The sequence below is a fragment of the Pseudomonas batumici genome (assembly GCF_000820515.1).
In the GTDB taxonomy this organism is placed as follows: Bacteria; Pseudomonadota; Gammaproteobacteria; order Pseudomonadales; family Pseudomonadaceae; genus Aquipseudomonas; species Aquipseudomonas batumici.
In genome coordinates this window covers 125,420-149,077 of the sequence record NZ_JXDG01000018.1, presented here as the reverse complement: position 1 = coordinate 149,077, position 23,658 = coordinate 125,420, and the positions used below count along the sequence as shown (strand labels likewise).

The window sequence follows — 23,658 nt, the reverse complement described above, 5'->3', positions numbered from 1 at the left end:
TCCGGGGCCCGGCTATAATCGCCGCCCACTATCGCCGCCATCCGAGTCAAGCCCGCCCATGTATAACCTGGCCCGCCAGCTGTTGTTCAAGTTTTCTCCGGAAGTCTCCCACGACCTGTCTCTGGATCTGATCGGCGCGGGCGGCCGCCTGGGGCTCAACGGCCTGTTGTGCAAAGCCCCGGCGTCGAGCCCGGTGACGGTCATGGGGCTGGACTTTCCCAACCCGGTGGGCCTGGCCGCGGGCCTGGACAAGAACGGCGCGGCCATCGACGGCTTTGCCCAGCTGGGCTTCGGCTTCGTCGAAATCGGTACGGTGACGCCACGGCCGCAGCCGGGCAATCCGAAACCACGGATCTTCCGCCTGCCGCAAGCCGAGGCGATCATCAATCGCATGGGCTTCAACAACCTGGGCGTGGACAACCTGGTGTCCCGGGTCCGCGCCGCTCGCTACACCGGCATCCTGGGCATCAATATCGGCAAGAACTTCGACACGCCGGTGGAGCGTGCCGTCGATGACTACCTGATCTGCCTGGACAAGGTCTATGCCCATGCCAGCTATGTGACGGTCAACGTCAGTTCGCCGAACACCCCGGGCCTGCGCAGCCTGCAATTTGGCGATTCGCTCAAGCAACTGCTCGAGGCCCTGCGCGCACGTCAGGCGCAGTTGGCGCAGCAGCATGGCAAGTACGTACCACTGGCCATCAAGATCGCCCCGGACATGACCGACGAAGAGACCGTGCTGGTGGCCCAGGCGCTGCTGGAGTCGGGCATGGATGCGGTGATCGCCACCAACACCACCCTGAGCCGTGTCGGCGTCGAGGGCCTGGCCCATGGCGACGAGGCCGGCGGCCTGTCCGGCGCGCCGGTGCGCGAGAAGAGCACCCATACCGTCAAGGTACTGGCCGCCGAACTGGCCGGGCGTTTGCCGATCATCGCCGCCGGCGGTATCACCGAGGGCCAGCACGCGGCCGAGAAGATCGCTGCCGGGGCGAGCCTGGTGCAGGTGTATTCGGGGTTCATCTACAAGGGGCCGGCGCTGATTCGCGAGTCGGTGGATGCCATCGCCGCGTTACGCCGCTGAAATAAAAAGGGGCTCCGTCAAGGAGCCCCCTGGGCCGAAGCCCGCCGCCCGGATGGGGCGTGCATGGTAAGTCGTGTGTTGCTCGGATTGTAGTGTCGGAATGTGCCCTGATCAGCCGACAGCGTGAAGTTCGTTGAGTCTGTGGATCCCCGCAGTGCCGGTCATACCGTCCCAGTTGTCGCCGCGTCCTTCTCGCCAGCCGTTGATCCAGGCTTGGCGTACCGACGGTAGAGTAAAGGGGCAAAGCTCGCGGGATTTGCCATGAACGCCGTATTGATATCCGCGTAAAAATGCTCTTTCCAACGGATCACGCTTAAGTCTTCTCATAGGGTGTTGCCCTCACTGGTTGACTGTTATATCTCCCGTCGACCTCTCGTCGAGGCCGGGCAGAATGCATCTGCCATGGTGCTCGCTGCCGGCGTGGCGAGCTCCGCTCCGCTCCGAACACGCCAGGGCGGTTTCGTGGTGCAGAGCGGTGTGTTGACGCCATTGCGACGTCAACCTGTAGTGAGTTCTAACCAATGCACAGGGGCGTGTGAATGATCGTTTTGTCATAAGGACGTAACGATAATGGTGTTAAGGCCATAAGATTGGCTGGCGGTTTGCTCGGTCGCTGGGAGAAAACCCAGCTATGATCAGCCTTTAGATGAATGATGAGGTTCATTCTCTACTGCGATTACTGACCTGTTGTGGTCGGGTATTATTCGACGAAGGGTCACGATGTGACTTTTTGTTACGGACATATTGAGCTGTCCAGGCATCTAAAGTTCTTTTAACCCCCGGGTTGGCGGATTTGCCTGGATGGACAGGCGCAATGGTGCGCCACACGAGCGCTCTTCGAGAAAAGCGCTTGATCGAAACCGAGCGGGCGATGCGTTTGCCCGTTCCCTGATGGCTTGAAGCCTTGGAATTCCCATGTCGGATCGTTACGAACTCTTCCTCACTTGTCCCAAGGGCCTTGAAGGCCTGCTCATTGAGGAAGCCGTCGGGCTTGGCCTTGAGGAGGCGCGCGAGCACACCTCGGCCATTCGCGGCTCGGCCGATATGGAGACCGCTTATCGGCTGTGTCTCTGGTCGCGCTTGGCCAACCGCGTGCTGCTGGTGCTCAAGCGCTTCCCCATGAAGGACGCCGAGGACCTGTACCAGGGCGTGCTGGACGTCGACTGGCAGGATCACATGGTCGCCGACGGGACCCTGGCCGTGGAGTTCAGCGGCCATGGTTCGGGCATCGACAACACCCATTTCGGGGCCTTGAAGGTCAAGGATGCGATTGTCGACAAACTGCGCACCCCGACCGGCGAGCGTCCGTCGATCGACAAGATCAGCCCGGACCTGCGCATTCACCTGCGTCTGGACCGTGGCGAGGCGATCCTCTCCCTTGACCTGTCCGGCCACAGCCTGCACCAGCGCGGCTATCGTCTGCAGCAGGGCGCCGCGCCGCTGAAGGAAAACCTCGCGGCGGCGATCCTGATCCGCGCCGGCTGGCCACGTATTGCCGCCGAGGGCGGGGCCCTGGCCGACCCGATGTGCGGTGTCGGGACCTTCCTGGTGGAGGCGGGGATGATCGCCGCCGACATGGCGCCCAACCTCAACCGTGTGCACTGGGGGTTTGACGCCTGGCTCGGTCATGTACCGGCGCTGTGGAAGAAGCTCCATCAGGAAGCCAGTGCCCGTGCCGAAGCCGGCCTGGCGCGGCCGCCGCTGTGGATTCGCGGCTATGAAGCCGACCCGCGGCTGATCCAGCCCGCGCGCAACAACATCGAGCGGGCGGGCTTGAGCGAATGGATCAAGGTCTACCAGGGCGAAGTGGCCACCTTCGAGCCGCGCCCGGACCAGAACCAGAAAGGCCTGGTGATCTGCAACCCACCCTACGGCGAACGCCTGGGTGATGAAGCCAGCCTGCTCTACCTCTACCAGAACCTCGGCGAGCGCCTGCGCCAGTCCTGCCTGAACTGGGAGGCGGCGGTGTTCACCGGTGCCCCGGACCTGGGCAAGCGCATGGGCATTCGCAGCCACAAACAGTACTCGTTCTGGAACGGTGCCTTGCCGTGCAAGCTGCTGTTGATCAAGGTGCTGCCGGATCAGTTCGTCACCGGCGAGCGGCGGACACCGGAACAGCGCCAGCTCGAGCGCGAACAGGCCGAGGCCCAGGCGCAGGCGGTGGCCGAGGCGCCGAAATTCAACAAGAACGGTAATCCGATCAAGCCGGCGCCGATTCCCGCACCGGTGGTCGAGCAGGCACGCCTGAGCGAAGGCGGGCAGATGTTCGCCAACCGTCTGCAGAAAAACCTCAAACAGTTGGGCAAGTGGGCCCGGCGCGAAGGGGTCGACTGCTATCGGGTGTATGACGCCGACATGCCGGAGTACTCGCTGGCCATCGACCTCTACCACGACTGGGTGCACGTGCAGGAGTACGCCGCGCCCAAGTCGGTCGATCCGGAAAAGGCCCAGGCCCGGTTGTTCGATGCCCTGGCGGCGATTCCCCAGGCATTGAACGTCGACAAGAGCCGCGTGATCATCAAGCGCCGCGAGCGCCAGAGCGGTACCAAGCAATACGAGCGCCAGAGCGCCCAGGGGCAGTTCACCGAGGTCAGCGAAGGCGGCGTGAAGTTGTTGGTCAACCTGACCGATTACCTCGATACCGGTCTGTTTCTCGACCACCGGCCTATGCGTCTGCGGATCCAGAAAGAGGCGGCCGGCAAGCGCTTCCTCAACCTGTTCTGCTACACCGCGACCGCCAGCGTGCATGCGGCCAAGGGCGGTGCGCGCACCACCACCAGCGTCGATCTGTCGAAGACCTACCTGGATTGGGCGCGGCGCAACCTGTCGCTCAATGGTTTTTCCGACAAGAACCGCCTGGAGCAGGGCGATGTGATGGCCTGGCTGGAGACCTGTCGCGACGAGTTCGACCTGATCTTCATCGATCCGCCGACCTTCTCCAACTCCAAGCGCATGGAGGGGGTGTTCGACGTCCAGCGTGACCACGTGCAGTTGCTGGACCTGGCCGTGGCCCGCCTGGCACCTGGCGGCGTGCTGTATTTCTCCAACAACTTCCGCAAGTTCCAGCTCGATGAGCACCTGGCGACACGCTATGCGGTGGAGGAAATCAGCGCCCAGACCCTGGACCCGGATTTTGCCCGCAACAGCAAGATCCACCGCGCCTGGAAAATCAGCGCCCGCTGATCAGCAAGGATCCGGGGCCCTGATTTCCAGGGCCCTGGTCATTCGTCCGAGCCGGCCACACTGGGTTGGCGATACAAGTCCAGCAAGACCTGATCCAGCACCGACGAGGCGCCCCATGGCTTGGGGTCGTTGAGGATCGCCACCACCGCCCAGGTCGTGCCGTTGTCGTCGCGGCTGAAGCCGGCGATGGCGCGCACGGTGTTCAGGGTTCCGGTCTTGATATGCGCTTCACCGCGCATGGCCGTCTGCTTCAGGCGTTTGCGCATGGTCCCGTCGGTGCCGACAATCGGCAGCGAACTGATGAACTCCGCGGCATAGGGGCTCTTCCAGGCCGATTGCAGCATGCTCGCCATTTCCCGTGCGCTGACCCGCTCGTCGCGGGACAGGCCGGAGCCGTTTTCCATCACCAGGTGCGGCGCGATGATGCCTTTTTTCGCCAACCATTGGCGGACCACCCGTTGCGCCGCCTTGGCGTCATCGCCGTCGGCATCGTTGCGATACTGCGCGCCCAGGCTCAGGAACAGCTGCTGGGCCATGGTGTTGTTACTGTATTTGTTGATGTCGCGGATGATTTCCGTCAGGTCCGGCGAGAAGGCCCGGGCCAGCAGTCGGGCGCTCTTGGGTACCACGTCGGAACGATCCTTGCCATGGATACTGCCGCCCAGCTCTTGCCAGATGGCGCGCACGGCACCGGCGGCGTAGGTCGGGTGGTCGAGCAGCGACAGGTAGGTCTGGGAACTGCAGCCTTCGGCCAGTTGGCCGCTGACGGTGACCACGGTCGAGCCATCGTCCTGGGCCACCGGGTTGTAGCGCACGTCGCCGGCGCACTGCTTGGCATTGACCACCTTGACCTGGTTGTCGATACGGATACTGGCAATCGGCGGCTCCACCGAGACCAGCACCTTGCCCGAGTCGTTGCGTGCGACGAAGCGCAGGGCCTTGAGGTTGACCATCAGCGCATCGGGCTTGACCAGGAACGGCTTGTTCTCGTCGTTGCCGTCGTCGTTGAACTCCGGCAACTGCGGCTGGACGAAGAAGCTGCGGTCCAGGACCAGGTCGCCGGTCACCTGGGTCACGCCGTTGGCCCGCAGGTCACGCATCAGCAGCCAGAGCTTCTCCATGTTCAGCTTCGGGTCGCCGCCGCCCTTGAGGTAGAGGTTGCCTTGCAGGACACCGTTGCTCAGGGTGCCGTCGGTGTAGAACTCGGTCTTCCACTGGTGGTTGGGGCCGAGCATTTCCAGGGCGGCGTAGGTAGTGATCAGTTTCATGGTCGAGGCCGGGTTCACCGACGCATCGCCATTGACGATGGTGGGCGTGCCGGGGCCGTCGAGCGGCAGCATCACCACGGACAGGGCATCGTTTTGCAGCTTGCTGGCCCTGAGGGCCTGCTGGACTTTGGGCGAGAGGCTGTTGTTGACGGGCGCTGCATGGGCGGGGAGGGCCAGGGGAAGAAAGAGGCTGGCGAGCAGCAGCGGACGCAAAGATTTGATCATGGGAAGTAAACCCTACCGTCGAGGGGAAAATACGAGGGGCATGTGGACAAAAATCCCTCAATGGTCGTGAAAGTGTCGGCATTATGCCCCAAGGCCGGAGGACTTGGGCCTTGGGCCGAGCCGGTATCGCCGATTTTTTTCCGCGGATCGACGAGGTGTCGCCACAGAGCCGGGCAATTGCAGCCTTAAACTGATAAAGTGCCGCCCGTTATTACTTTTGAGGATTGTTTCATGGCGACCAACCGTTCCCAGCGTCTGCGCAAAAAACTGTGCGTCGATGAATTTCAGGAGTTGGGTTTCGAGCTGAACCTGGATTTCAAAGAAGACCTGAGTGAAGAGGCTATCGACGCTTTCCTCGACGCATTCCTGAAAGAAGCGATGGAAGCCAACGGCCTGGGCTATGTCGGCGGCGACGACTACGGTCTGGTCTGCCTGCAGAAGCGTGGCTCGGTCAGCGCTGAGCAACGCGCCAGCGTTGAAACCTGGCTCAAGGCACGCAACGAACTGACCTCCGTTGAAGTCAGCCCGCTGATCGACGTCTGGTACCCGGAAAAGCCGATCAATCCGGTCGCCTGATTTCCCGGTAAGCGCATAAAAAAACGGACAAGCCTGGCTTGTCCGTTTTTTTATGTCTGCGATTCGCTCAATCGTAGACGGCTTTCTTCTTCCAGTCGGCCTCGACTTCCTTCAGGCCCTGGGTCAGTTCGTTGACATCTTCCTCGGTCGGCTCGATGTTGGTGAGCACCATGGAGTTGGCGCGGGCCAGCAGCTTCTCCATGAAGATCAGCTGTTCGCTGTACATCGCCGGCTCCGGTTGCTTGCGCAGGTATTGCACCCCACGTTCGAAGGCCAGGCGCGCCTGCCCCGGTTGTTCCTGTTGCAGGGCATGCTGGCCGAGGTTGTTGAAGAATTCGACATGCAGCAACACCAGGATATGCCGCACTTCACGGATCCAGTGCTTGGCCTCGCCGGCGGGAAGGAAACCGTCCTGGGCTGCACGGGTGATCTGGTTGTGCAGGGCTTCCAGCAGGAAGCGCACATCCTTGGCCTTGGCTTCGGTCTGGATCGGGCCGGGCGGGTTGTTGACCGGGATCGACTCCCCCTGGGCGACCAGGCCCGTCAGCTCGGCGACTCGGGTCTTGAGCTTGGGGTTGGACTTTTCCATGTTCGACAGCCGCTGGGTCACGTTGAGTTCCAGGCGTGCCAGCAGCAGCTTGAGCGCCGGAGTCATGAACTGACCGGGGAAGGTCTCGGTGATTTCACCGCAGCGGCGCAGGCGGTCATTGAGTTCGACCTTGAGTCGGGCCTTCTCCAGCTTCCTGTTCTCCGCCATATGATTGAGGAAGCCGATGGCGATCAGAAGAAAGATCCCGGCTGCGACCAGCAGGGCGATCATGAGTGGTGTCACCGTTAAGACCTCTTCAAGGTGTAATGCTAACGAGTGTAGTGGCTTGGCGTTCCCGCCGATAGCGTTGAGCGACGCGTTGCAGGGCGTCAGGGATAGAGCACATCGCCACTATGTTCCCGAGGTGAACTATAGCCTCTTGTCGAGCGCCAGAATATAGGCGCCAAGGGGCAGACGCGAGAACACCTCCGAAAGGCCCGGAAAGGGGGGCGAAGTCATTGATTTAAATAAATTTATCCTTGGGGGTTGACGACCCTTCGATCCATCCATAGAATGCGCGCCACTTGCAGCGTAAAGCACACAGCGAAGCGCGGCAGGGAGTGAATGTTGTAGTGTGTCCCCTTCGTCTAGTGGCCTAGGACACCGCCCTTTCACGGCGGTAACAGGGGTTCGAGTCCCCTAGGGGACGCCAATGCGGGAATAGCTCAGTTGGTAGAGCACGACCTTGCCAAGGTCGGGGTCGCGAGTTCGAGTCTCGTTTCCCGCTCCAATTTTAAACAGCACTGCTTTCGGGCGGGGCTGAGTGAAACCAGAACCGACATCTTCGGATGCGGGTTTGGGCACTGGAATACACACCATGTGTTTCAGTTAGCGTGTCCCCTTCGTCTAGTGGCCTAGGACACCGCCCTTTCACGGCGGTAACAGGGGTTCGAGTCCCCTAGGGGACGCCATTTGCGGGAATAGCTCAGTTGGTAGAGCACGACCTTGCCAAGGTCGGGGTCGCGAGTTCGAGTCTCGTTTCCCGCTCCATATTTAACGAAAACGCCGCTCAGTGATGAGCGGCGTTTTTGTTTGTGCGCGATTTGTTGCGCCTCTTATAAAGAAAGCATCAATCGCCCGGCAAACAGGATCAGCACCACGCCCATGGTGCGTTCGAACCAGTGGCCCGCCTGCAGAAACGCCTGGCGGACCCGCTCACTGGAAAACAGCAGGCTGACCAGGATGAACCACAGTGCATTCACGCTGCACATCCACAGGCCATAGAGCGCCTGGATCTTCAGTGGGGTCGAGGCGTTGACCACCGTGGTGAAGATCGCCAGGAAGAACAGGGTGGCCTTGGGGTTGGTGGCGTTGGTCAGGAAGCCGACCATAAAGGCCTTGGTCAGGCTCTGCTGCGGGAGTTCGTCGGCGGCTTGGCCGAAATCAGCGCGTGCTGCCTGGGCCTTGCTGCGCAGCAGGTTGATGCCCAGGTAGAGGATGTAGCCGCCGCCGATCACCTTGGCGACGTTCAGCAGCCAGGGCGCGCTGTGCATCAGCGCGCCGACGCCGAGCAGGGTATAGAGCACGTGCACCGAGATCCCGGCGCCGATGCCGAGGGCGGTGATCACGCCGATCAGCCGGCCGAAGCGTACGCTCTGGCGGATGGTCACGGCGAAATCCGGGCCGGGGGCTATCACGGCGAGAAAGTGAATTGCCGCCAGGGCGAGGAATTCGTTCAGGTAGTGGGTGTACATAGGTGTTCCTGGGTGTTTGCGCTGGAGGGGATCAGTTCACGCGGTAGCTGACGGCGAGGGTGCCTTTCTTTTCGGTGATGGACAGGATTTCGACCTGGCCGATTTCACTCAGCGAACGGACATGGGTGCCGCCGCAGGAGTAGGCTGCCAGTTCACCGAAACTCACCTCCCGTTGCTCGCCCGTCACGTGCAGGTGGCGCGGCTTATCCGCCTTGATCCACTCTTCCAGGGCCTGCCGGATGGTGCTTGCCTCCATGGCTTTGGGCTGCTCACCACGGCTGAACGAGACACGGCTTTCCCCTGGCCAGTGATGGGCCTTGACCGGTTTCCAGCCCTGGCTCTCGCCGTAGTGGCCGATCAGATGGCCGGCAGAGTGCAAGCGCGCATGCAGCGAGCGACGCTCGGCATCGACCCGGGCCCAGGCTGATCCCTTGGGTAGCGCGCGATCGACATGGTGCGCGATACCTTCGGCGGTTTGCAGAACACGCAGCACTCGGCTCTCGCCGATCCAGCCGGTGTCGAAGGGTTGGCCGCCACCCTGGGGGTGAAAGGGAGTAGCGTTGAGGGTCACGACGAAGCCCTCTTCATGGGCTGTGCAGGCAAGCACTTCGACCTCGCAGGTCAGTTCGTCGCTGTTGAAAAAAAGGCGCTGGGTCATGGTTCGGATCTCCATCAGGCTGTCGGTTGCCAGTATAAAAAGGCCTTAGGCGTGTGATAATCCGATCAAATCTCAATGGACCTGTGCGTCATGAGCATAAATCCTCCCCTGGCCTTGCTGAGCGAAATGGCGATTTTCGTCAAGGTGGTCGAGACCGGCAGCTTCTCGGAAGCCGCGCGCCAGCTCGGTTCATCGCCTTCGGCGGTGAGCCGGTCGATTTCCCGCTTGGAAAAGGCCCTGGCGACCCGGTTGCTGCAGCGCACCACGCGTAAATTGCGCCTGAGCGACAGCGGCGAGGAGACCTTCAAGCGTTGCCGGGAGATGGTCAACGCGGCCCGTTCGGTGATGGAGATCAGCGGTCAGTACACCCATGAGGCCCAGGGGTTGGTGCGGGTGAGCGTGCCGAAGGCGGTGGGGCGTTTTGTGGTGCATCCGCATATGCCGGAATTTCTCCGGCGTTATCCGCAGGTGGATGTGCAGATGATTCTCGAAGACCGACCCGTGGACCTGATCGAGGACAATGTCGACCTGATCCTGCGCATTACCGACCATCCGCCGGTCGGGCTGGTGGGGCGCCAGTTGATGCCCATCGAGCATCTGCTTTGCGCGACGCCGCAGTACCTGGCCGAGCACGGCACGCCGCAGCATCCCCATGACCTGCTGGAGCACAGTTGCATCTATGTGGGGGACACGCCCAACGACGCGCGCTGGAAGTTCAGGCAGGGCGGCAAGTCGGTGACCGTCGGGGTGCGCGGGCGCTATGCGGCCAATCACACGGGGGTGCGGCTGGATGCGGTGCTACAGCATATCGGCATTGGCAGCCTGCCGTATTTCACGGCGCGGCAGGCCCTGGAGCAGGGTTTGATCGTCCAGGTGTTGCCGACCTGGACGTTCCTGGCTTCCTATCATGGCGGCCTTTGGCTGCTGTATACGCCGACGCCCTACCTGTCGCCGAAGCTGCGGGTGTTCATCGACTACCTGGTGGAGCGTCTGGCCCGGGAGCCGACGTTGCGCAAGGCGCTGTAGGCACCTAGCCTGATGGAGCGGCTTGGATCAGTGCTTGCTGTCCTGGGCCGAGAGCGCCAGCAACTGCTTTTCCTGGTTCCAGTCGAACGGCTCGTCGTTCTGTTCGGCTTCATAGCGGCGTTCTTCCAGCGCCTGGTACAGGTCCAGTTCCTCATCCGGCATGTAATGCAGGCAGTCGCCGCCAAAGAACCACAGCAGGTCGCGTGGCACCAGGTGGGCAATTTGCGGATAACGCTGGATTACCTGGCACAGCAGGTCTTGTCCCAGGTACTGGCTTTCGATCGGATCGACCGGCAGTTGCGCGCGCAGTTCATCGAAACGCTCCAGGAACAGCGCGTGGCTTTCTTCGGGTACCTGCTCGGCTTCGCCGACGGCGACCAGAATACCGCGCAGGTGGTCGAGCAGGACCAGGTGATCGGCAACGATGTTGGACATGACAGAGGTCCTCAAGGGTAAAACGGGCGCGAGAGTATAAGACTCCCGGCGCCCGTTGTCGTGTCAGGCGTCTGGTCCCTAGCGAACCTTGCCCTTGCCGAGACGCAGTGCTTCCTTGCCGAAATCATCCACGTCGATGACCTTGCGCCGCGCCGCTTCCGCCTGGCGCAGGGTTTCGGCTTCGGCCGGTTGCAGTACGCCGGCCTCCAGGGCTGCGTCGATCGCCGACTCCTCGGCACGTGGCTTGACCTGGCCGCTCTTCAGCGCGATGTGCAACTTTTTCTGCAGCTCGTGGCTGGCACCCAGCAGGTCGCAGGCCTGTTGCAGGGCACCGACCGGATCGCTCGCCGATTGCGGGCGGTAGCAACCTTCGAGCACGGCTTCCAGCGCCGGATCGCCCTTGGCCCGACCCAGCACGGCGGCGACTTCGGCATCCAGTGCGTCGCCAGGGCCGGTATGCCGGCGACCGAACGGAAACACCAGCACCCGCAGCAGGCCACCGAGCACGCGGTTCGGGAAGTTCTTCAGCAGCTCGTCCAGGGCCCGTTCCGAGTGCCCGAGGCTCTCCTCCATGGCCCAGGTGAACAGCGGTTGCAGATACTCCGGGGAATCCAGGTCGTGGTAGCGCTTGAGCGCCGCCGACGCCAGGTACAGGTGGCTGAGCACATCCCCCAGGCGTGCCGACAGCCGTTCGCGGCGCTTCAGCTCGCCGCCCAGCAGCATCATGCAGAGGTCCGCCAGCAGGGCGAAAGCCGCCGCCTGACGGTTCAGCGCGCGGAAATAGCCCTGGCTCAGGTGGTTGCCCGGCGCCGCCTCGAAGTGCCCGAGCCCGAGGTTCAGGACCAGGCTGCTGGCGGCATTGCCGATGGCAAAACCGATGTGATCGAGCAACAGCTGGTCGAATTCCAGCAGCGCCTGGTCATGATCCTCGCGTGCGGCCAGGGCCATTTCCTTGAGGACGAAGGGGTGGCAGCGAATCGCGCCCTGGCCGAAGATCATCAGGTTGCGCGACAGGATGTTCGCGCCCTCCACCGTAATGAAGATCGGCGCGCCCTGCCAGTTGCGTCCCAGGTAGTTGTTCGGGCCCATGATGATGCCCTTGCCGCCGTGCACGTCCATGGCGTGGCCGATGCACTCGCGACCGCGCTCGGTCAGGTGGTATTTGAGAATCGCCGAGAGCACCGAGGGTTTCTCGCCCAGGTCCACGGCATTGGCCGTGAGCATCCGCGCGCTGTCCATCAGCCAGGCGTTGCCGCCGATACGGGCCAGGGCTTGCTGGATACCCTCGAAGGCGGCCAGCGGTACGTTGAACTGTTCGCGGACCTGGCTGTACTGGCCGGTCACCAGGCTGGTGAACTTGGCCGCCCCCGTGCCCACCGCCGGCAGCGAGATCGAGCGGCCCACCGACAGGCAGTTCATCAGCATCATCCAGCCCTTACCGAGCATGTCCTGGCCGCCGATCAGGAACGACAGCGGGATGAACACGTCCTTGCCCGAGTTCGGGCCGTTCATGAAGGCCGCGCCCAGGGGCAGGTGACGCCGGCCGATCTCGACCCCCGGGGTGTCGGTGGGAATCAGCGCGAGGCTGATGCCCAGGTCTTCTTCCTCGCCCAGCAGATGGTCCGGGTCATGGGCCTTGAAGGCCAGCCCCAGCAGGGTCGCCACCGGGCCCAGGGTGATGTAGCGTTTTTCCCAGTTCAGGCGCAGGCCGAGGACTTCCTCGCCTTGCCATTGGCCCTTGCAGACGACCCCGGTGTCCGGCATGGCGCCGGCGTCCGAGCCGGCCAGGGGGCCGGTCAGGGCAAAGCACGGAATATCGTCGCCGCGGGCCAGGCGCGGCAGGTAATGATTGCGTTGCTCCTCGGTACCGTAATGCAGCAGCAGTTCCGCAGGGCCCAGGGAGTTGGGCACCATCACGGTGGAGGCGAGGTCGCCGCTGCGGGTCGCCAGTTTCATCGCCACCTGGGAGTGGGCATAGGCGGAAAAACCCTTGCCGCCGAACGCCTTGGGAATGATCAGGGCAAAGAAACCGTGCTGCTTGATATGCGCCCAGGCTTCGGCCGGCAGGTCCATGTCCTGGCCGATCCGCCAGTCGCTGACCATGGCGCAGAGTTCCTCGGTCGGACCGTCGATGAAGGCCTGTTCTTCCTCGGTCAGCTGGGCCTTGGGATAGGCCAGCAGCTTGTTCCAGTCCGGACGGCCGCTGAACAGCTCGCCGTCCCACCAGACGGTACCGGCATCGATGGCCTCGCGCTCGGTCTCGGACATCGGCGGCAGGACCTTGCGGAACCAGGTGAGCAGCGGGGCGCTGAACAGCCTGCGGCGCAGGTCGGGCAGCAACAGCGCGGCGGCGGCGATCGCCAGCAACAGCCACAGCGCCAGCATCAGTGCGCCGTGCGCATGGCCGAGCCTGCCCATTGCGACAAGGTAGATGGCCACCATGCCGAGTACGGGGAGCGGGGCGATTCGGCGATGGGCCAGCCAGGCGCTGCCGATCACCAGTACCAGTATCCACAACCACAGCATATTCAATCCTCCGTGAAGACCGAGCTAAAGCTTAGTCGCTATCGGGTAAACCGGGCGCGCGGGCTGTGTATCCAAATCTGTAGGTCTGCAAGGATTTTAGCCTCGGCCGTTCGGGCGTAGACTGCGTCGGCATTTATCCATAGAGAGGCTGTCATGCTGAAGATCTGGGGTAGGAAGAATTCGTCGAACGTCAGAAAAGCCTTGTGGTGTGCCGAGGAGCTTGGCTTGCCCTACGAGTCAGTGAATGCCGGCGGCGCGTTCGGCGTAGTCGATACGCCTGAATATCGCGCGAAAAACCCGAACAAGCGGGTGCCGATGATCGAGGACGGCGATTTCGTACTCTGGGAATCGAATGCCATCGTGCGTTACCTGACCGCCAAGCATGCACCCGGGTCCCACTGGTATCCCGCGGATCCACAGGCGCGAGCCAGGGCGGACAAGTGGATGGACTGGACCACATCGTCCTTCGCCACACCGTTTCGCGATGTTTTCTGGGGCGTATTGCGCACGCCGGCCGAGCAACAGGATTGGGTCGTGATCAATGCCTCCCTGAAAGCCTGCGCCGACTTGCTGCTGATGGTCGATGCGGCGCTGGCCGAGGCGCCCTACCTGTCGGGCGATGAGATCGGCATGGGCGACATCCCCCTGGGCTGCTTCATTTATGCCTGGTTCGAAATGCCCATCGAACGTCCGGCGATGCCCCATTTGAGTGCCTGGTACGAGCGCCTGAAACAGCGTCCGGCCTACCAGCGAGCGGTCATGACCGCGTTGACTTAATAGCCACTATTAACGCCGGTTGCTGTACTTGTGCGGCGGGGCCAAGCAACATGACGCTGGCTCGCCGCCGTTGCATTCAAACCGGCGTGCCCTTATTTAGCTCTTTCTTCCCTTCTTGGTGCATGAATCCGATATGAGTTCCGCTCTGTCCATCCGGCAGCTAACCAAAACCTACGGCAACGGTTTCCAGGCCCTGAGTGGTATCGATCTGGATGTCGCCGAAGGTGATTTCTTCGCCTTGCTCGGCCCTAACGGCGCCGGCAAATCCACCACCATCGGCATTCTCTCGACCCTGGTGAACAAGACCAGCGGCAGCGTGAAGGTCTTCGGTCACGATCTGGATCGCCAGCCGGCCTTGCTCAAACGCTCCATCGGCGTGGTGCCGCAGGAGTTCAACTTCAACCAGTTCGAGAAGACCTTCGATATCGTCGTGACCCAGGCCGGGTACTACGGCATTCCGGCGAAAATCGCCAAGGAACGCGCCGAGCAGTACCTGACCCAGCTGGGCCTGTGGGACAAGCGCGACGTGCCGTCGCGGTCGTTGTCCGGCGGCATGAAGCGACGCCTGATGATCGCCCGGGCGCTGGTGCATGAGCCGCGCCTGCTGATCCTCGACGAACCGACCGCGGGGGTGGACATCGAGCTGCGTCGTTCGATGTGGACCTTCCTCACCGAGCTGAACCAGAAAGGCATCACCATCATCCTCACCACCCACTATCTGGAAGAGGCTGAGCAGCTGTGCCGCAATATCGGCATCATCGATCACGGCACCATCGTCGAAAACACCAGCATGCGTCAGTTGCTCAGCCAACTGCATGTGGAGACCTTCCTCCTGGACCTGAAGAGCGACCTGCACCACGCGCCGCAGTTGATCGGCTATCCGAGCAAGCTGCTGGACAGCCGCACGCTTGAAGTACAGGTCGACAAGGCGGTGGGGATCACGGCGCTGTTCGGCCAATTGGCCACGCAGCAGATCGAAGTCCTGAGCCTGCGCAACAAAACCAATCGCCTGGAGGAGCTGTTCGTGTCCCTGGTGGAAAAAAACCTGTCGAAGGTGGCGGTATGAGTTCGGAACTGCAACCCAACCTGGTCGCCCTCAACACCATCGTCTACCGCGAAGTCCGGCGTTTTACCCGGATCTGGCCACAGACCCTGCTACCGCCGGCCATCACCATGGTCCTGTACTTCGTGATCTTCGGTAACCTGATCGGCCGGCAGATCGGCGCCATGGGTGGCTTCACCTACATGGAGTACATCGTGCCGGGCCTGATCATGATGTCGGTGATCACCAACTCCTACGGCAACGTGGTGTCGAGCTTCTTCGGCAGCAAGTTCCAGCGCTCGATCGAAGAGTTGATGGTTTCGCCGGTCTCGCCCCATACCATCCTGGTCGGCTACACCCTCGGCGGTGTGCTGCGCGGCCTGATGGTGGGGATCATCGTGACCCTGCTCTCGCTGTTCTTCACCCAGTTGCAGGTCCATCACCTGGGCGTGACCCTGCTGGTGGTGATCCTGACGGCGACGATCTTCTCGCTGCTGGGGTTCATCAATGCGGTATTTGCACGTAACTTCGACGATATCTCGATTATCCCGACCTTTGTGCTGACCCCGCTGACCTACCTCGGTGGCGTGTTCTACTCGATTACCCTGCTGCCGCCGTTCTGGCAGAGCGTTTCGCTGGCCAACCCGGTGCTGCACATGGTCAATGCCTTCCGCTACGGTATTCTCGGGGTCTCGGACATCCGCATCAGCGTGGCCATCACCTTCATGATCGTGGCGACGGCGGTGCTGTACGTCGGCTGCGCGCGCCTGCTGGTCAGCGGCCGCGGCATGCGCCAGTAAGGTGTTTCATGGATGACGGCGCCGTGCCTGGCGCCGTTTCCATTGCCTGGCCACCCACCAGCGCCAGTAGCTCATGGTCAGGTAATAACCCAGGGCGCCCAGCGCCACTCCCAGCACCAGCGAACCCAGCAGCAACGGTTGCCAGAGCGTCGACAGCTGCGCGCTGATCCACGCCCAGGTCAGCTCGTCCGGCAGGCTGCGGGGCGGTACGTGCAGCAGCCAGGCCCCAAGCTGGTAGGCACAATAGAAAATCGGCGGAATCGTCAGCGGATTGGTCAGCCACACCAGGCTGACGGCAATCGGCATATTGCCGCGCACCAGAATCGCCAGGAAAGCCGCCAGCAGCATCTGCAGGGGCATCGGCATCAAGGCCGCGAACAAGCCCACTGCCATGGCCCGCGCCACCGAGTGGCGATTGAGGTGCCAGAGGTTCGGATCGTGGAGCAGGGGACCGAAAAAGCGTAAGTGTTTGTGTTCCCTGATGCGGGTCGGGTCCGGCATGTAGCGTTTGAATAAGTGACGCGGCATAAGGCTTCTCGGGTGATTCGGGCGGGCAGTATGCCCGGATTCTAAGGGCAGCCGATTCAGACTTTGTGACAATAAATAAAGCACCGTCCGCGTAACCCGGCTATCCAGAGAGCTGAACGGGTTCAAGGATGACTTTATGCGCACAGGGATGTTGGCGCTGGCGGCGGGGCTTCTGGCCTTGCGTTTCCTGCCACAACTGCCGTCCGGCGGGCTGTTGGTGCTGCTGTCGGTGATCGGCTTGATGCTGTTGCCGTTTCGCACCTATCCGCTGGCGTTGTTTCTGTTCGGCTTCAGTTGGGCCTGTTTTCAGGCGCAACGGGCGCTGGACGATCGGCTGGCGCCGGTGCTGGACGGCCAGACGCTGTGGGTTGAAGGCCGGGTGGTCGGTTTGCCGCAACGTGACGAGCAGGGGGTGCGTTTCGAACTGGAGGGCGCGACTTCGCGCCGGGCGCGGTTGCCGGTGCGCTTGCGGCTGTCCTGGTTCGGCGGGCCGGATCTGCGCAGCGGCGAGCGCTGGCGCCTGGCGGTCCAGCTCAGGCGCGGGCAGGGTTTGCTCAATCCCGCCGGTTTCGATTACCAGGCCTGGCTGCTCGCCCGGGGTATCGGCGGCGTCGGCTCGATCAAGGACGGGCAGTTGCTGGCGTCGGCCAGCGGCGGTTGGCGCGATACGATCCGGCGACGCTTGCTGCAAGTCGATGCCCAAGGGCAATCGGCTACCTTGGTGGCGCTGGTGCTCGGTGACGGCTCGGGGCTGTCGGCGCAGACCTGGCGGGTGCTGCAGGACACCGGCACCCTGCATCTGCTGGTGATATCCGGCCAGCATATCGGGCTGTTCGCGGGGCTGGTCTACGCTCTGATCGCCGGGTTGGCGCGTTATGGCCTGTGGCCGGGCCGCTGGCCCTGGCTGCCCTGGGCGTGTGGCCTGGCCTTTGCGGCGGCGCTGGGGTACGCGCTGCTGGCCGGTTTCGGCGTACCGGTGCGCCGGGCCTGCGTGATGCTCGCCATGGTGCTGCTGTGGCGTTGGCGTTATCGCCACCTGGGGGCGGTCGTGGCGCTGTTGGCGGCCGTGAACCTGGTGTTGCTGTTCGACCCGTTGGTGAGCCTGCAGGCGGGATTCTGGTTGTCCTTTGCCGCGGTGGCGGTGCTGATCTTCACGTTCAGTGGGCGACTGGGTGCCTGGAGCCTCTGGCAGAGCTGGACCCGTGCGCAATGGGTGATTGCCCTCGGATTGTTTCCGGCGCTGCTGTTGCTGGGCCTGCCCGTCAGTCTCAGTGCGCCGCTGGCCAACTGGATCGCCGTACCCTGGATCAGCCTGCTGGTATTGCCCTTGGCCTTGCTGGGAACCTTCCTGTTGCCGTTGCCCTGGCTGGGGGAGGGGCTGCTGTGGTTGGCCGGCGGCCTGCTGGGCGGGTTGTTTCAATGGCTCGGATGGCTGGCGGCGCAAGTGCCGGCCTGGGTCCCGGCGGTCGTTCCTTTATGGGCCTGGGCACTGAGTGGCCTGGGTATCCTGCTGCTGTTGCTGCCTGCCGGCATGCCCCTGCGACCCTTGGGCTGGCCGCTGGCGGCGCTGGCGCTGTTTGCGCCCTCGGCGCAGGTGGCCCAGGGCGAAGCCGAGGTCTGGCAGCTGGATGTCGGCCAGGGCCTGGCGATCCTCGTCCGCACCCGCCAGCACAGCCTGTTGTACGACGCCGGGCCGCGGGTCGGTGAGTTCGACCAGGGCGAACGGGTGGTGCTGCCGTCGTTGCGCAAGCTGGGTGTGCGCCGACTCGACAGGCTGCTGCTCAGCCATGCCGATGCCGATCACGCCGGCGGGGCCCTGGCCGTGCGGCGCGGCTTGCCGGTGAGCGAGGTGCTCGGCGGCGATGTCGAGGGTTTGTCCCCGGCGTTGCAGGCCCGTCCCTGTGTCAGCGGCCAGCGCTGGGAGTGGGATGGCGTGCGCTTTACCCTGTGGCGCTGGCCCCAGGCCCGGGACAGCAATCAATCCTCCTGCGTCTTGCAGATCGAGGCCAATGGCGAGCGTCTGCTGCTGACCGGCGATATCGATGTCGAGGCCGAGCGGGCCTTTCTCGACAGTCCGCTGGCGGTTGCCAGCGACTGGCTGCAGTCACCCCATCACGGCAGCCGCAGTTCGTCGTCACTGGTTTTCCTGCAACGCCTGGCCCCGCGTGGCGTGCTGATTTCCCGTGGACGGGGCAACGCTTTCGGTCATCCCCACCCGCAAGTCATGGCACGTTACAAAGCCCTGGACATGGCGATCTACGACAGTGCGGAGCAGGGCGCGCTGCACCTGCTGCTGGGGCGTTTCGACGAACCGCGGTCCCTGCAGGCCGAGCGGCGTTTCTGGCGGCAATAGCCCGCAGCCCTTCAATAACCCCGGGTTATTAAAGTACCCGGGCATGCGACATCACGATCTTCGGCCAGCCCAACCCCTATGTTAGAGTGGCGCACTTTTTCGAGGGGACTGTCACTGTGTGGGAATTGGTCAAGTCCGGCGGCTGGATGATGCTGCCGATCATTTTGAGCTCCATCGCCGCAACGGGCATCGTCGCCGAGCGCCTGTGGACGCTGCGGGCCAGCCGCGTGACCCCGGAGCATCTGCTCGGGCAGGTCTGGCGCTGGATCAAGGACAAGCAACTGGACAAGGAAAAACTCAAGCAACTGCGCGCCGATTCGCCCCTGGGCGAGATCCTCGCCGCGGGCCTGGCGAACTCCAAGCATGGTCGCGAGATCATGAAAGAGTGCATTCAGGAAGCTGCCGCCCGGGTCATCCACGAACTGGAGCGCTACCTCAGCGCCCTCGGCACCATTGCCGCCATGGCGCCCCTGCTCGGGCTGCTGGGTACGGTGCTGGGCATGATCGATATCTTCAGCTCGTTCATGGGCACGGGCATGACCACTAATGCCGCCGTGCTCGCCGGGGGGATTTCCAAGGCGCTGGTCACCACGGCTTCGGGCCTGATGGTCGGGATTCCGGCGGTGTTCTTCCATCGCTTCCTGTTGCGCCGGGTCGATGAGCTGGTGATGGGCATGGAGCAGGAAGCGATCAAGCTGGTCGAGGTGGTGCAGGGCGATCGCGACGTCGACATGCCAGAGGGCAAAGCGTGAAGTTCCGCCGCAAACCCCTGGAGCCCGTGGATATCAACGTGACGTCGTTGATCGACGTGGTGTTCGTCCTGCTGCTGTTTTTCGTCACCACCACCACCTTTACCCGCCAGACCGAGCTGCGGGTCGACCTGCCGCAGGCGGTCAGCGGCTCGCCGGCCGAAGACCATATTCCCAAGGAGCTGGATATCGCCATCAGCGCCGATGGCGTCTACACGGTGAACAACCAGCGCCTGCCGGCCAATGACCTGGCCAGCCTGATGGACGCGCTGCAGAAAGAGTCCGGCGGCGATACCAGCCTGCCGCTGTCGATCAGCGCCGATGGCAAGACCTTTCACCAGGCGGTGATCACGGCGATGGATGCGGCCGGCAAGCTGGGCTTCAGCCATCTGCGCATGACCACTGTCGAAGCGGCGCCGGCACCCTGATGAGTTTTTCCAAGCGTCTGCTTGCCGCCTGGTACGACGGTCATCCGGCGTTGATCCTGCTGCGTCCGCTGGAGTGGCTGTATCGCCGGGTGGTCGATGGCAAGCGCGCGCGTTTCGTCGCGGGCGAAGGATCGATCTACCAGCCGTCGGTGCCGTTGATCGTGGTGGGCAATATCACCGTCGGCGGCACCGGCAAGACCCCCCTGATTCTCTGGCTGATCGAGCATTGCCGACGCCGCGGCCTACGGGTCGGCGTGGTCAGTCGCGGTTATGGCGCCAAGCCGCCGCAGTTGCCCTGGCGGGTACAGGCCGACCAGGCGGCGGCGCTCGCCGGCGACGAACCGCTGCTGATCGTCCGGCGCAGCGGGGTAGCGATGATGATCGACCCGGATCGCGGTCGTGCGGTCAGGGCCTTGCTGGCGACGGAAAAACTCGACCTGATCCTCTCCGACGACGGTCTGCAGCATTACCGCCTGGCCCGCGACCTGGAACTGGTGCTGATTGATGCCGCCCGCGGCCTGGGCAATGGCCGCTGCCTGCCCGCCGGTCCTCTGCGCGAGCCGGTCGAGCGTCTGCAAAGCGTCGATGGAGTGCTCTACAACGGCGCCAGCGAGGACCGTGACAACGGTTTCGCCTTTCGCCTGCAGCCGACAGCGCTGATCAACCTGCTGAGCGGTGAGCGCAAGCCCGTCGATCATTTCCCGCCCGGACAGGCCATGCACGCGGTCGCCGGCATCGGCAACCCGCAACGTTTCTTCAATACCCTTGAAACGCTACACTGGCAGCCTGTGCCCCATGCTTTTGCCGACCATGCCGAGTACAGCGCCCGGGCCTTGAGTTTCGAACCGGCGCTGCCGCTGGTGATGACCGAAAAGGATGCGGTGAAATGCCGGGCCTTCGCGGCACCCGACTGGTGGTACCTGGCGGTGGATGCGTTGCCGTCCGAGGCCTTCACGGCCTGGTTCGACACCCAGCTGCTGCGCCTGTTGCCCGACCGTCTCTTGCCCTAAACCCGTTTTTATCCAGGGAACCTTCATGGACACCAAACTGCTCGACATCCTCGCCTGCCCGATCTGCAAGGGTCCCCTCAAGCTCAGCGCCGACAAGACCGAGCTGATCAGCAAGGGCGCGGGCCTGGCCTATCCGATCCGCGACGGCATCCCGGTGATGCTGGAAAGCGAAGCCCGTACCCTGAGCACCGACGAGCGCCTGGACAAATGACCACCCCGTTCGTCGTTGTCATCCCGGCGCGTTTCGCCTCCACCCGCCTGCCGGCCAAGCCGCTGCAACTGATCGCCGGCAAGCCGATGATCCAGCACACCTGGGAACAGGCGCGCAAAAGCAGCGCCCAGCGGGTGGTGGTGGCCACCGATGATGCGCGTATCGTCGAGGCCTGCCGGGCCTTCGGTGCCGAAGTGCTGCTGACCCGCGAAGACCACGAGTCCGGCACCGATCGGCTGGCCGAGGTCGCCACCCTGCTGGGGTTGGCGGCCGATGCCATCGTCGTCAACGTCCAGGGCGATGAGCCGCTGATTCCGCCAGTGGTGATCGACCAGGTCGCGGCCAACCTGGCGGCCCACGGCGAAGCGCGCATGGCGACCCTGGCTGAGCCGATCCATGACCTCGAAGCGCTGTTCAACCCGAATGTGGTCAAGGTGACCAGTGATATCAACGGCCTGGCCCTGACCTTCAGCCGCGCGACCCTGCCCTGGGCGCGGGATGACTTTGCCGTCAGTCGCGAGCAACTGCCGCAAGGCGTGCCTTTCCGTCGGCATATCGGCATCTACGCCTATCGCGCGGGTTTCCTGCATGACTTCGTCAGCTGGGGGCCGTGCTGGCTGGAAACCACCGAACGCCTGGAGCAACTGCGGGCCTTGTGGCACGGCGTACGGATCCACGTCGCCGATGCCCTGGAGGCGCCACCCACCGGCGTCGACACGGCTGAAGACCTCGATCGCGTTCGTCGGTTGCTGGAGGCCTGATGCGGGTTCTGTTTGTCTGCCTGGGCAATATCTGTCGTTCGCCCACGGCTGAAGGTGTCTTGCGGCACAAATTGCGTGAGGCCGGATTGGCCGAACAGATCGAGGTGGCTTCCGCCGGCACCGGCCCCTGGCATGTCGGCAAGCCGCCGGACAGTCGCAGCCAGCGGGCGGCGCGGATGCGCGGCTACGACCTGTCGGCCCAGCGCGCCCGGCAGGTCGCCGCGGCGGATTTCAACCGCTACGACCTGATCCTGGCCATGGACCAGAGCAACCTGCGCAATCTCAAGTTGCTGCAGCCGGCCCAGGGCAAGGCCGAACTGGACCTGTTCCTGCGCCGTTATGACGGCGCGGTGGAGGAAGTGCCGGATCCGTACTACGACGAAGAACACGGTTTCGAGCAGGTGCTGGACCTGATCGAACAGGCCTGCGATCGGCTGGTGATCGAACTCAAGGGGCGTCTATGACCCTGCAACTGCAAGCCGGGGTGTCCCTCAAGCCCTATAACAGCTTTGGCGTCGATGTTCGCGCACAGTGGTTCGCCGAGGCCCATGACGATGACGATGTCCGCGAGGCCCTGGCTTATGTGGCAGAGCATCGACTGCCGTTGCTGGTGATCGGCGGTGGCAGCAACCTGCTGCTGACGGCGGATATCCAGGCGCTGGTGCTGCGCATGGCCACCCGGGGAATTCGGCTGCTGCACGATGACGGCGTCAATGTGGTGATCGAAGCCGAGGCCGGTGAGCCCTGGCATCCCTTTGTGCTGTCGACCCTGGCCCAGGGTTGGAGTGGCCTGGAAAACCTCAGCCTGATTCCCGGCACCGTGGGTGCGGCACCGATGCAGAACATCGGCGCCTACGGGGTCGAGATCAAGGATGTGTTCGCCGGCCTGACCGCCCTGGATCGCGAGACCGGCGAGTTGCGCGAGTTTTCCCTGCAGGAGTGCCAGTTCGGCTATCGCGACAGCCTGTTCAAGCATGCCGCCGGGCGCTGGGTGATCCTGCGTGTACGTTTTGCCCTGAGTCGGGCCGAGCACCTGCACCTGGGTTACGGCCCGGTGGCCCAACGCCTGGCCGAGCAGGGCATCAGCCAGCCGACCGCCGGCGATGTCAGTCGGGCGATCTGCAGTATCCGCAACGAGAAGTTGCCCGATCCGGCCGTGCTGGGCAATGCCGGGAGTTTCTTCAAGAACCCGTTGGTGCCGGCTGCCCAGGCGGCCGAATTGAAGCAGGTTCACCCCGGACTGGTGAGTTATCCACAGCCTGACGGCCAGGTGAAGCTGGCGGCGGGCTGGCTGATCGAAGCGGCGGGCTGGAAAGGTTTTCGCGAAGAGGATGCGGGTGTACACCGTTTACAGTCGCTGGTGCTGGTCAATTACGGTACTGCGAGCGGCCAGCAGTTGCTGGCTCTGGCGCGTCGCATCCAGGCTGACATCCTGCAACGATTCTCCGTTGCTCTGGAAATGGAGCCGAACCTCTACTGAAGCTATGCTGAAGACGGGTTCCCCCTGAAAGCCCTGTATATGTAGCGTGTACAGGGCTTTTTTTATCGATACGGCTTTCCCTGGGCCGATTTACGCTGTAAATACTGACTTCAATAACGTGTTGATGAAGTGTTTACTTCATAAAAAGTCTGATCAGCCTGGGTTCATCTGCTGTGCCGTGCGTGCGGCTGTCGTTGGCAGAGGCCTCGACCCCATGACCTCGAACTATGCGGGCGTGCTTATGATTACCTTGAAACT

The 23,658-nt window shown here is 63.1% G+C and carries 23 protein-coding genes and 4 tRNA genes; 19 read left to right on the top strand and 8 right to left on the bottom strand.

Going from position 1 to position 23,658, the window contains the following annotated elements; translation table 11 throughout:
• The first annotated feature begins 58 nt into the window (after positions 1-58).
• The gene (locus tag UCMB321_RS08775; RefSeq protein ID WP_040065440.1) at positions 59-1,081 is read left to right on the top strand and encodes a quinone-dependent dihydroorotate dehydrogenase; all 1,023 of its coding nucleotides are present in this window, start codon (positions 59-61) and stop codon (positions 1,079-1,081) included.
• 111 nt (positions 1,082-1,192) lie between these two features.
• Here the strand turns inward: UCMB321_RS08775 and rmf are convergent, their stop codons facing one another.
• Complete coding sequence (gene rmf, locus UCMB321_RS29915; RefSeq protein WP_002553055.1) at positions 1,193-1,408, bottom strand: ribosome modulation factor; 216 nt, start codon at positions 1,406-1,408, stop codon at positions 1,193-1,195.
• Positions 1,409-1,996: 588 nt separating this feature from the next.
• Between rmf and rlmKL the strand changes: the two genes are divergently transcribed.
• Positions 1,997-4,264, top strand: a complete 2,268-nt coding sequence (rlmKL, locus tag UCMB321_RS08770) for a bifunctional 23S rRNA (guanine(2069)-N(7))-methyltransferase RlmK/23S rRNA (guanine(2445)-N(2))-methyltransferase RlmL (RefSeq protein WP_040065439.1) — start codon at positions 1,997-1,999, stop codon at positions 4,262-4,264.
• A 38-nt stretch (positions 4,265-4,302) separates the two neighbouring features.
• Here the strand turns inward: rlmKL and dacB are convergent, their stop codons facing one another.
• Positions 4,303-5,757 (bottom strand): D-alanyl-D-alanine carboxypeptidase/D-alanyl-D-alanine endopeptidase, encoded by a 1,455-nt coding sequence (gene dacB, locus UCMB321_RS08765; RefSeq protein ID WP_040065438.1) that lies wholly within the window; start codon positions 5,755-5,757, stop codon positions 4,303-4,305.
• Between the two features lie 231 nt (positions 5,758-5,988).
• Between dacB and UCMB321_RS08760 the strand changes: the two genes are divergently transcribed.
• Positions 5,989-6,333, top strand: a complete 345-nt coding sequence (locus tag UCMB321_RS08760; RefSeq protein ID WP_040065437.1) for a YggL family protein — start codon at positions 5,989-5,991, stop codon at positions 6,331-6,333.
• A 67-nt stretch (positions 6,334-6,400) separates the two neighbouring features.
• Here UCMB321_RS08760 and UCMB321_RS08755 read toward each other — a convergent pair whose 3' ends face one another.
• A complete protein-coding gene (locus UCMB321_RS08755; RefSeq protein ID WP_040065436.1) occupies positions 6,401-7,153 on the bottom strand; it encodes a hypothetical protein in 753 nt (250 codons plus the stop codon).
• A 345-nt stretch (positions 7,154-7,498) separates the two neighbouring features.
• On the opposite strand from UCMB321_RS08755, the gene UCMB321_RS08750 reads away from it, so the two are divergent.
• From UCMB321_RS08750 to UCMB321_RS08735, 4 genes are all read left to right on the top strand, one after another.
• Positions 7,499-7,574: transfer RNA gene (locus tag UCMB321_RS08750), tRNA-Glu, on the top strand.
• 2 nt (positions 7,575-7,576) lie between these two features.
• A tRNA-Gly gene (locus UCMB321_RS08745) sits at positions 7,577-7,652 on the top strand.
• 105 nt (positions 7,653-7,757) lie between these two features.
• Positions 7,758-7,833 (top strand) — tRNA-Glu (locus tag UCMB321_RS08740).
• 3 nt (positions 7,834-7,836) lie between these two features.
• A tRNA-Gly gene (locus tag UCMB321_RS08735) sits at positions 7,837-7,912 on the top strand.
• A gap of 65 nt (positions 7,913-7,977) precedes the next feature.
• Here UCMB321_RS08735 and UCMB321_RS08730 read toward each other — a convergent pair.
• On the bottom strand, positions 7,978-8,616 hold the full coding sequence (locus UCMB321_RS08730) for a LysE family translocator (protein ID WP_040065435.1): 639 nt from the start codon (positions 8,614-8,616) through the stop codon (positions 7,978-7,980).
• 31 nt (positions 8,617-8,647) lie between these two features.
• Positions 8,648-9,274 (bottom strand): serine-tRNA(Ala) deacylase AlaX, encoded by a 627-nt coding sequence (locus UCMB321_RS08725; RefSeq protein ID WP_040065433.1) that lies wholly within the window; start codon positions 9,272-9,274, stop codon positions 8,648-8,650.
• A gap of 90 nt (positions 9,275-9,364) precedes the next feature.
• Here UCMB321_RS08725 and UCMB321_RS08720 point away from each other — a divergent pair, with 90 nt between their 5' ends.
• On the top strand, positions 9,365-10,300 hold the full coding sequence (locus tag UCMB321_RS08720; RefSeq protein ID WP_040065431.1) for a LysR family transcriptional regulator: 936 nt from the start codon (positions 9,365-9,367) through the stop codon (positions 10,298-10,300).
• Positions 10,301-10,327: 27 nt separating this feature from the next.
• On the opposite strand, the gene UCMB321_RS08715 is transcribed toward UCMB321_RS08720, so the two are convergent.
• Both UCMB321_RS08715 and UCMB321_RS08710 read right to left on the bottom strand, forming a co-directional pair.
• On the bottom strand, positions 10,328-10,735 hold the full coding sequence (locus UCMB321_RS08715) for a PA2817 family protein (RefSeq protein ID WP_040065430.1): 408 nt from the start codon (positions 10,733-10,735) through the stop codon (positions 10,328-10,330).
• A gap of 78 nt (positions 10,736-10,813) precedes the next feature.
• On the bottom strand, positions 10,814-13,261 hold the full coding sequence (locus UCMB321_RS08710; RefSeq protein ID WP_040065429.1) for an acyl-CoA dehydrogenase: 2,448 nt from the start codon (positions 13,259-13,261) through the stop codon (positions 10,814-10,816).
• Between the two features lie 153 nt (positions 13,262-13,414).
• Here UCMB321_RS08710 and UCMB321_RS08705 point away from each other — a divergent pair, with 153 nt between their 5' ends.
• The 3 genes from UCMB321_RS08705 to UCMB321_RS08695 all read left to right on the top strand — a co-directional run bounded on the left by UCMB321_RS08705 (position 13,415) and on the right by UCMB321_RS08695 (position 15,880).
• Positions 13,415-14,038, top strand: a complete 624-nt coding sequence (locus tag UCMB321_RS08705; RefSeq protein ID WP_040065428.1) for a glutathione S-transferase family protein — start codon at positions 13,415-13,417, stop codon at positions 14,036-14,038.
• 133 nt (positions 14,039-14,171) lie between these two features.
• On the top strand, positions 14,172-15,104 hold the full coding sequence (locus tag UCMB321_RS08700) for an ABC transporter ATP-binding protein (protein ID WP_040065427.1): 933 nt from the start codon (positions 14,172-14,174) through the stop codon (positions 15,102-15,104).
• Positions 15,101-15,880, top strand: a complete 780-nt coding sequence (locus UCMB321_RS08695) for an ABC transporter permease (RefSeq protein ID WP_040065426.1) — start codon at positions 15,101-15,103, stop codon at positions 15,878-15,880. The genes UCMB321_RS08700 and UCMB321_RS08695 overlap by 4 nt, the downstream gene beginning before the upstream one ends.
• Before the next feature lie 6 nt (positions 15,881-15,886).
• Here the strand turns inward: UCMB321_RS08695 and UCMB321_RS08690 are convergent, their stop codons facing one another.
• A complete protein-coding gene (locus tag UCMB321_RS08690; protein ID WP_040065425.1) occupies positions 15,887-16,408 on the bottom strand; it encodes a DUF2062 domain-containing protein in 522 nt (173 codons plus the stop codon).
• A gap of 136 nt (positions 16,409-16,544) precedes the next feature.
• Between UCMB321_RS08690 and UCMB321_RS08685 the strand changes: the two genes are divergently transcribed.
• From UCMB321_RS08685 to murB, 8 genes are all read left to right on the top strand, one after another.
• A complete protein-coding gene (locus UCMB321_RS08685) occupies positions 16,545-18,761 on the top strand; it encodes a DNA internalization-related competence protein ComEC/Rec2 (protein ID WP_040065424.1) in 2,217 nt (738 codons plus the stop codon).
• A gap of 116 nt (positions 18,762-18,877) precedes the next feature.
• Positions 18,878-19,513 (top strand): MotA/TolQ/ExbB proton channel family protein, encoded by a 636-nt coding sequence (locus UCMB321_RS08680; protein ID WP_040065423.1) that lies wholly within the window; start codon positions 18,878-18,880, stop codon positions 19,511-19,513.
• Complete coding sequence (locus UCMB321_RS08675; protein ID WP_040065422.1) at positions 19,510-19,938, top strand: ExbD/TolR family protein; 429 nt, start codon at positions 19,510-19,512, stop codon at positions 19,936-19,938. Before UCMB321_RS08680 ends, UCMB321_RS08675 begins: the two co-directional genes overlap by 4 nt.
• Positions 19,938-20,948 carry a tetraacyldisaccharide 4'-kinase gene (lpxK, locus tag UCMB321_RS08670; protein WP_040065421.1) on the top strand — a complete coding sequence of 337 codons (1,011 nt, stop codon included), beginning with the start codon at positions 19,938-19,940 and terminating at the stop codon, positions 20,946-20,948. The genes UCMB321_RS08675 and lpxK overlap by 1 nt, the downstream gene beginning before the upstream one ends.
• 25 nt (positions 20,949-20,973) lie before the next feature.
• Complete coding sequence (locus UCMB321_RS08665) at positions 20,974-21,159, top strand: Trm112 family protein (RefSeq protein WP_007931663.1); 186 nt, start codon at positions 20,974-20,976, stop codon at positions 21,157-21,159.
• Positions 21,156-21,920 (top strand): 3-deoxy-manno-octulosonate cytidylyltransferase, encoded by a 765-nt coding sequence (kdsB, locus tag UCMB321_RS08660; protein WP_040065420.1) that lies wholly within the window; start codon positions 21,156-21,158, stop codon positions 21,918-21,920. Before UCMB321_RS08665 ends, kdsB begins: the two co-directional genes overlap by 4 nt.
• Positions 21,920-22,384, top strand: a complete 465-nt coding sequence (locus UCMB321_RS08655; RefSeq protein WP_040065419.1) for a low molecular weight protein-tyrosine-phosphatase — start codon at positions 21,920-21,922, stop codon at positions 22,382-22,384. Before kdsB ends, UCMB321_RS08655 begins: the two co-directional genes overlap by 1 nt.
• Positions 22,381-23,400, top strand: a complete 1,020-nt coding sequence (murB, locus tag UCMB321_RS08650) for a UDP-N-acetylmuramate dehydrogenase (protein ID WP_040065418.1) — start codon at positions 22,381-22,383, stop codon at positions 23,398-23,400. Before UCMB321_RS08655 ends, murB begins: the two co-directional genes overlap by 4 nt.
• Positions 23,401-23,658 lie beyond the last annotated feature (258 nt).

Bases quoted from the DNA above. Each gene is read 5' to 3' on its own strand.
- UCMB321_RS08775 (WP_040065440.1), top strand. From the start codon at position 59: ATGTATAACCTGGCCCGCCAGCTGTTGTTCAAGTTTTCTCCGGAAGTC.
- rmf (WP_002553055.1), bottom strand. From the start codon at position 1,408: ATGAGAAGACTTAAGCGTGATCCGTTGGAAAGAGCATTTTTACGCGGA.
- rlmKL (WP_040065439.1), top strand. From the start codon at position 1,997: ATGTCGGATCGTTACGAACTCTTCCTCACTTGTCCCAAGGGCCTTGAA.
- dacB (WP_040065438.1), bottom strand. From the start codon at position 5,757: ATGATCAAATCTTTGCGTCCGCTGCTGCTCGCCAGCCTCTTTCTTCCC.
- UCMB321_RS08760 (WP_040065437.1), top strand. From the start codon at position 5,989: ATGGCGACCAACCGTTCCCAGCGTCTGCGCAAAAAACTGTGCGTCGAT.
- UCMB321_RS08755 (WP_040065436.1), bottom strand. From the start codon at position 7,153: ATGATCGCCCTGCTGGTCGCAGCCGGGATCTTTCTTCTGATCGCCATC.
- UCMB321_RS08730 (WP_040065435.1), bottom strand. From the start codon at position 8,616: ATGTACACCCACTACCTGAACGAATTCCTCGCCCTGGCGGCAATTCAC.
- UCMB321_RS08725 (WP_040065433.1), bottom strand. From the start codon at position 9,274: ATGACCCAGCGCCTTTTTTTCAACAGCGACGAACTGACCTGCGAGGTC.
- UCMB321_RS08720 (WP_040065431.1), top strand. From the start codon at position 9,365: ATGAGCATAAATCCTCCCCTGGCCTTGCTGAGCGAAATGGCGATTTTC.
- UCMB321_RS08715 (WP_040065430.1), bottom strand. From the start codon at position 10,735: ATGTCCAACATCGTTGCCGATCACCTGGTCCTGCTCGACCACCTGCGC.
- UCMB321_RS08710 (WP_040065429.1), bottom strand. From the start codon at position 13,261: ATGCTGTGGTTGTGGATACTGGTACTGGTGATCGGCAGCGCCTGGCTG.
- UCMB321_RS08705 (WP_040065428.1), top strand. From the start codon at position 13,415: ATGCTGAAGATCTGGGGTAGGAAGAATTCGTCGAACGTCAGAAAAGCC.
- UCMB321_RS08700 (WP_040065427.1), top strand. From the start codon at position 14,172: ATGAGTTCCGCTCTGTCCATCCGGCAGCTAACCAAAACCTACGGCAAC.
- UCMB321_RS08695 (WP_040065426.1), top strand. From the start codon at position 15,101: ATGAGTTCGGAACTGCAACCCAACCTGGTCGCCCTCAACACCATCGTC.
- UCMB321_RS08690 (WP_040065425.1), bottom strand. From the start codon at position 16,408: ATGCCGCGTCACTTATTCAAACGCTACATGCCGGACCCGACCCGCATC.
- UCMB321_RS08685 (WP_040065424.1), top strand. From the start codon at position 16,545: ATGCGCACAGGGATGTTGGCGCTGGCGGCGGGGCTTCTGGCCTTGCGT.
- lpxK (WP_040065421.1), top strand. From the start codon at position 19,938: ATGAGTTTTTCCAAGCGTCTGCTTGCCGCCTGGTACGACGGTCATCCG.
- UCMB321_RS08665 (WP_007931663.1), top strand. From the start codon at position 20,974: ATGGACACCAAACTGCTCGACATCCTCGCCTGCCCGATCTGCAAGGGT.
- kdsB (WP_040065420.1), top strand. From the start codon at position 21,156: ATGACCACCCCGTTCGTCGTTGTCATCCCGGCGCGTTTCGCCTCCACC.
- UCMB321_RS08655 (WP_040065419.1), top strand. From the start codon at position 21,920: ATGCGGGTTCTGTTTGTCTGCCTGGGCAATATCTGTCGTTCGCCCACG.
- murB (WP_040065418.1), top strand. From the start codon at position 22,381: ATGACCCTGCAACTGCAAGCCGGGGTGTCCCTCAAGCCCTATAACAGC.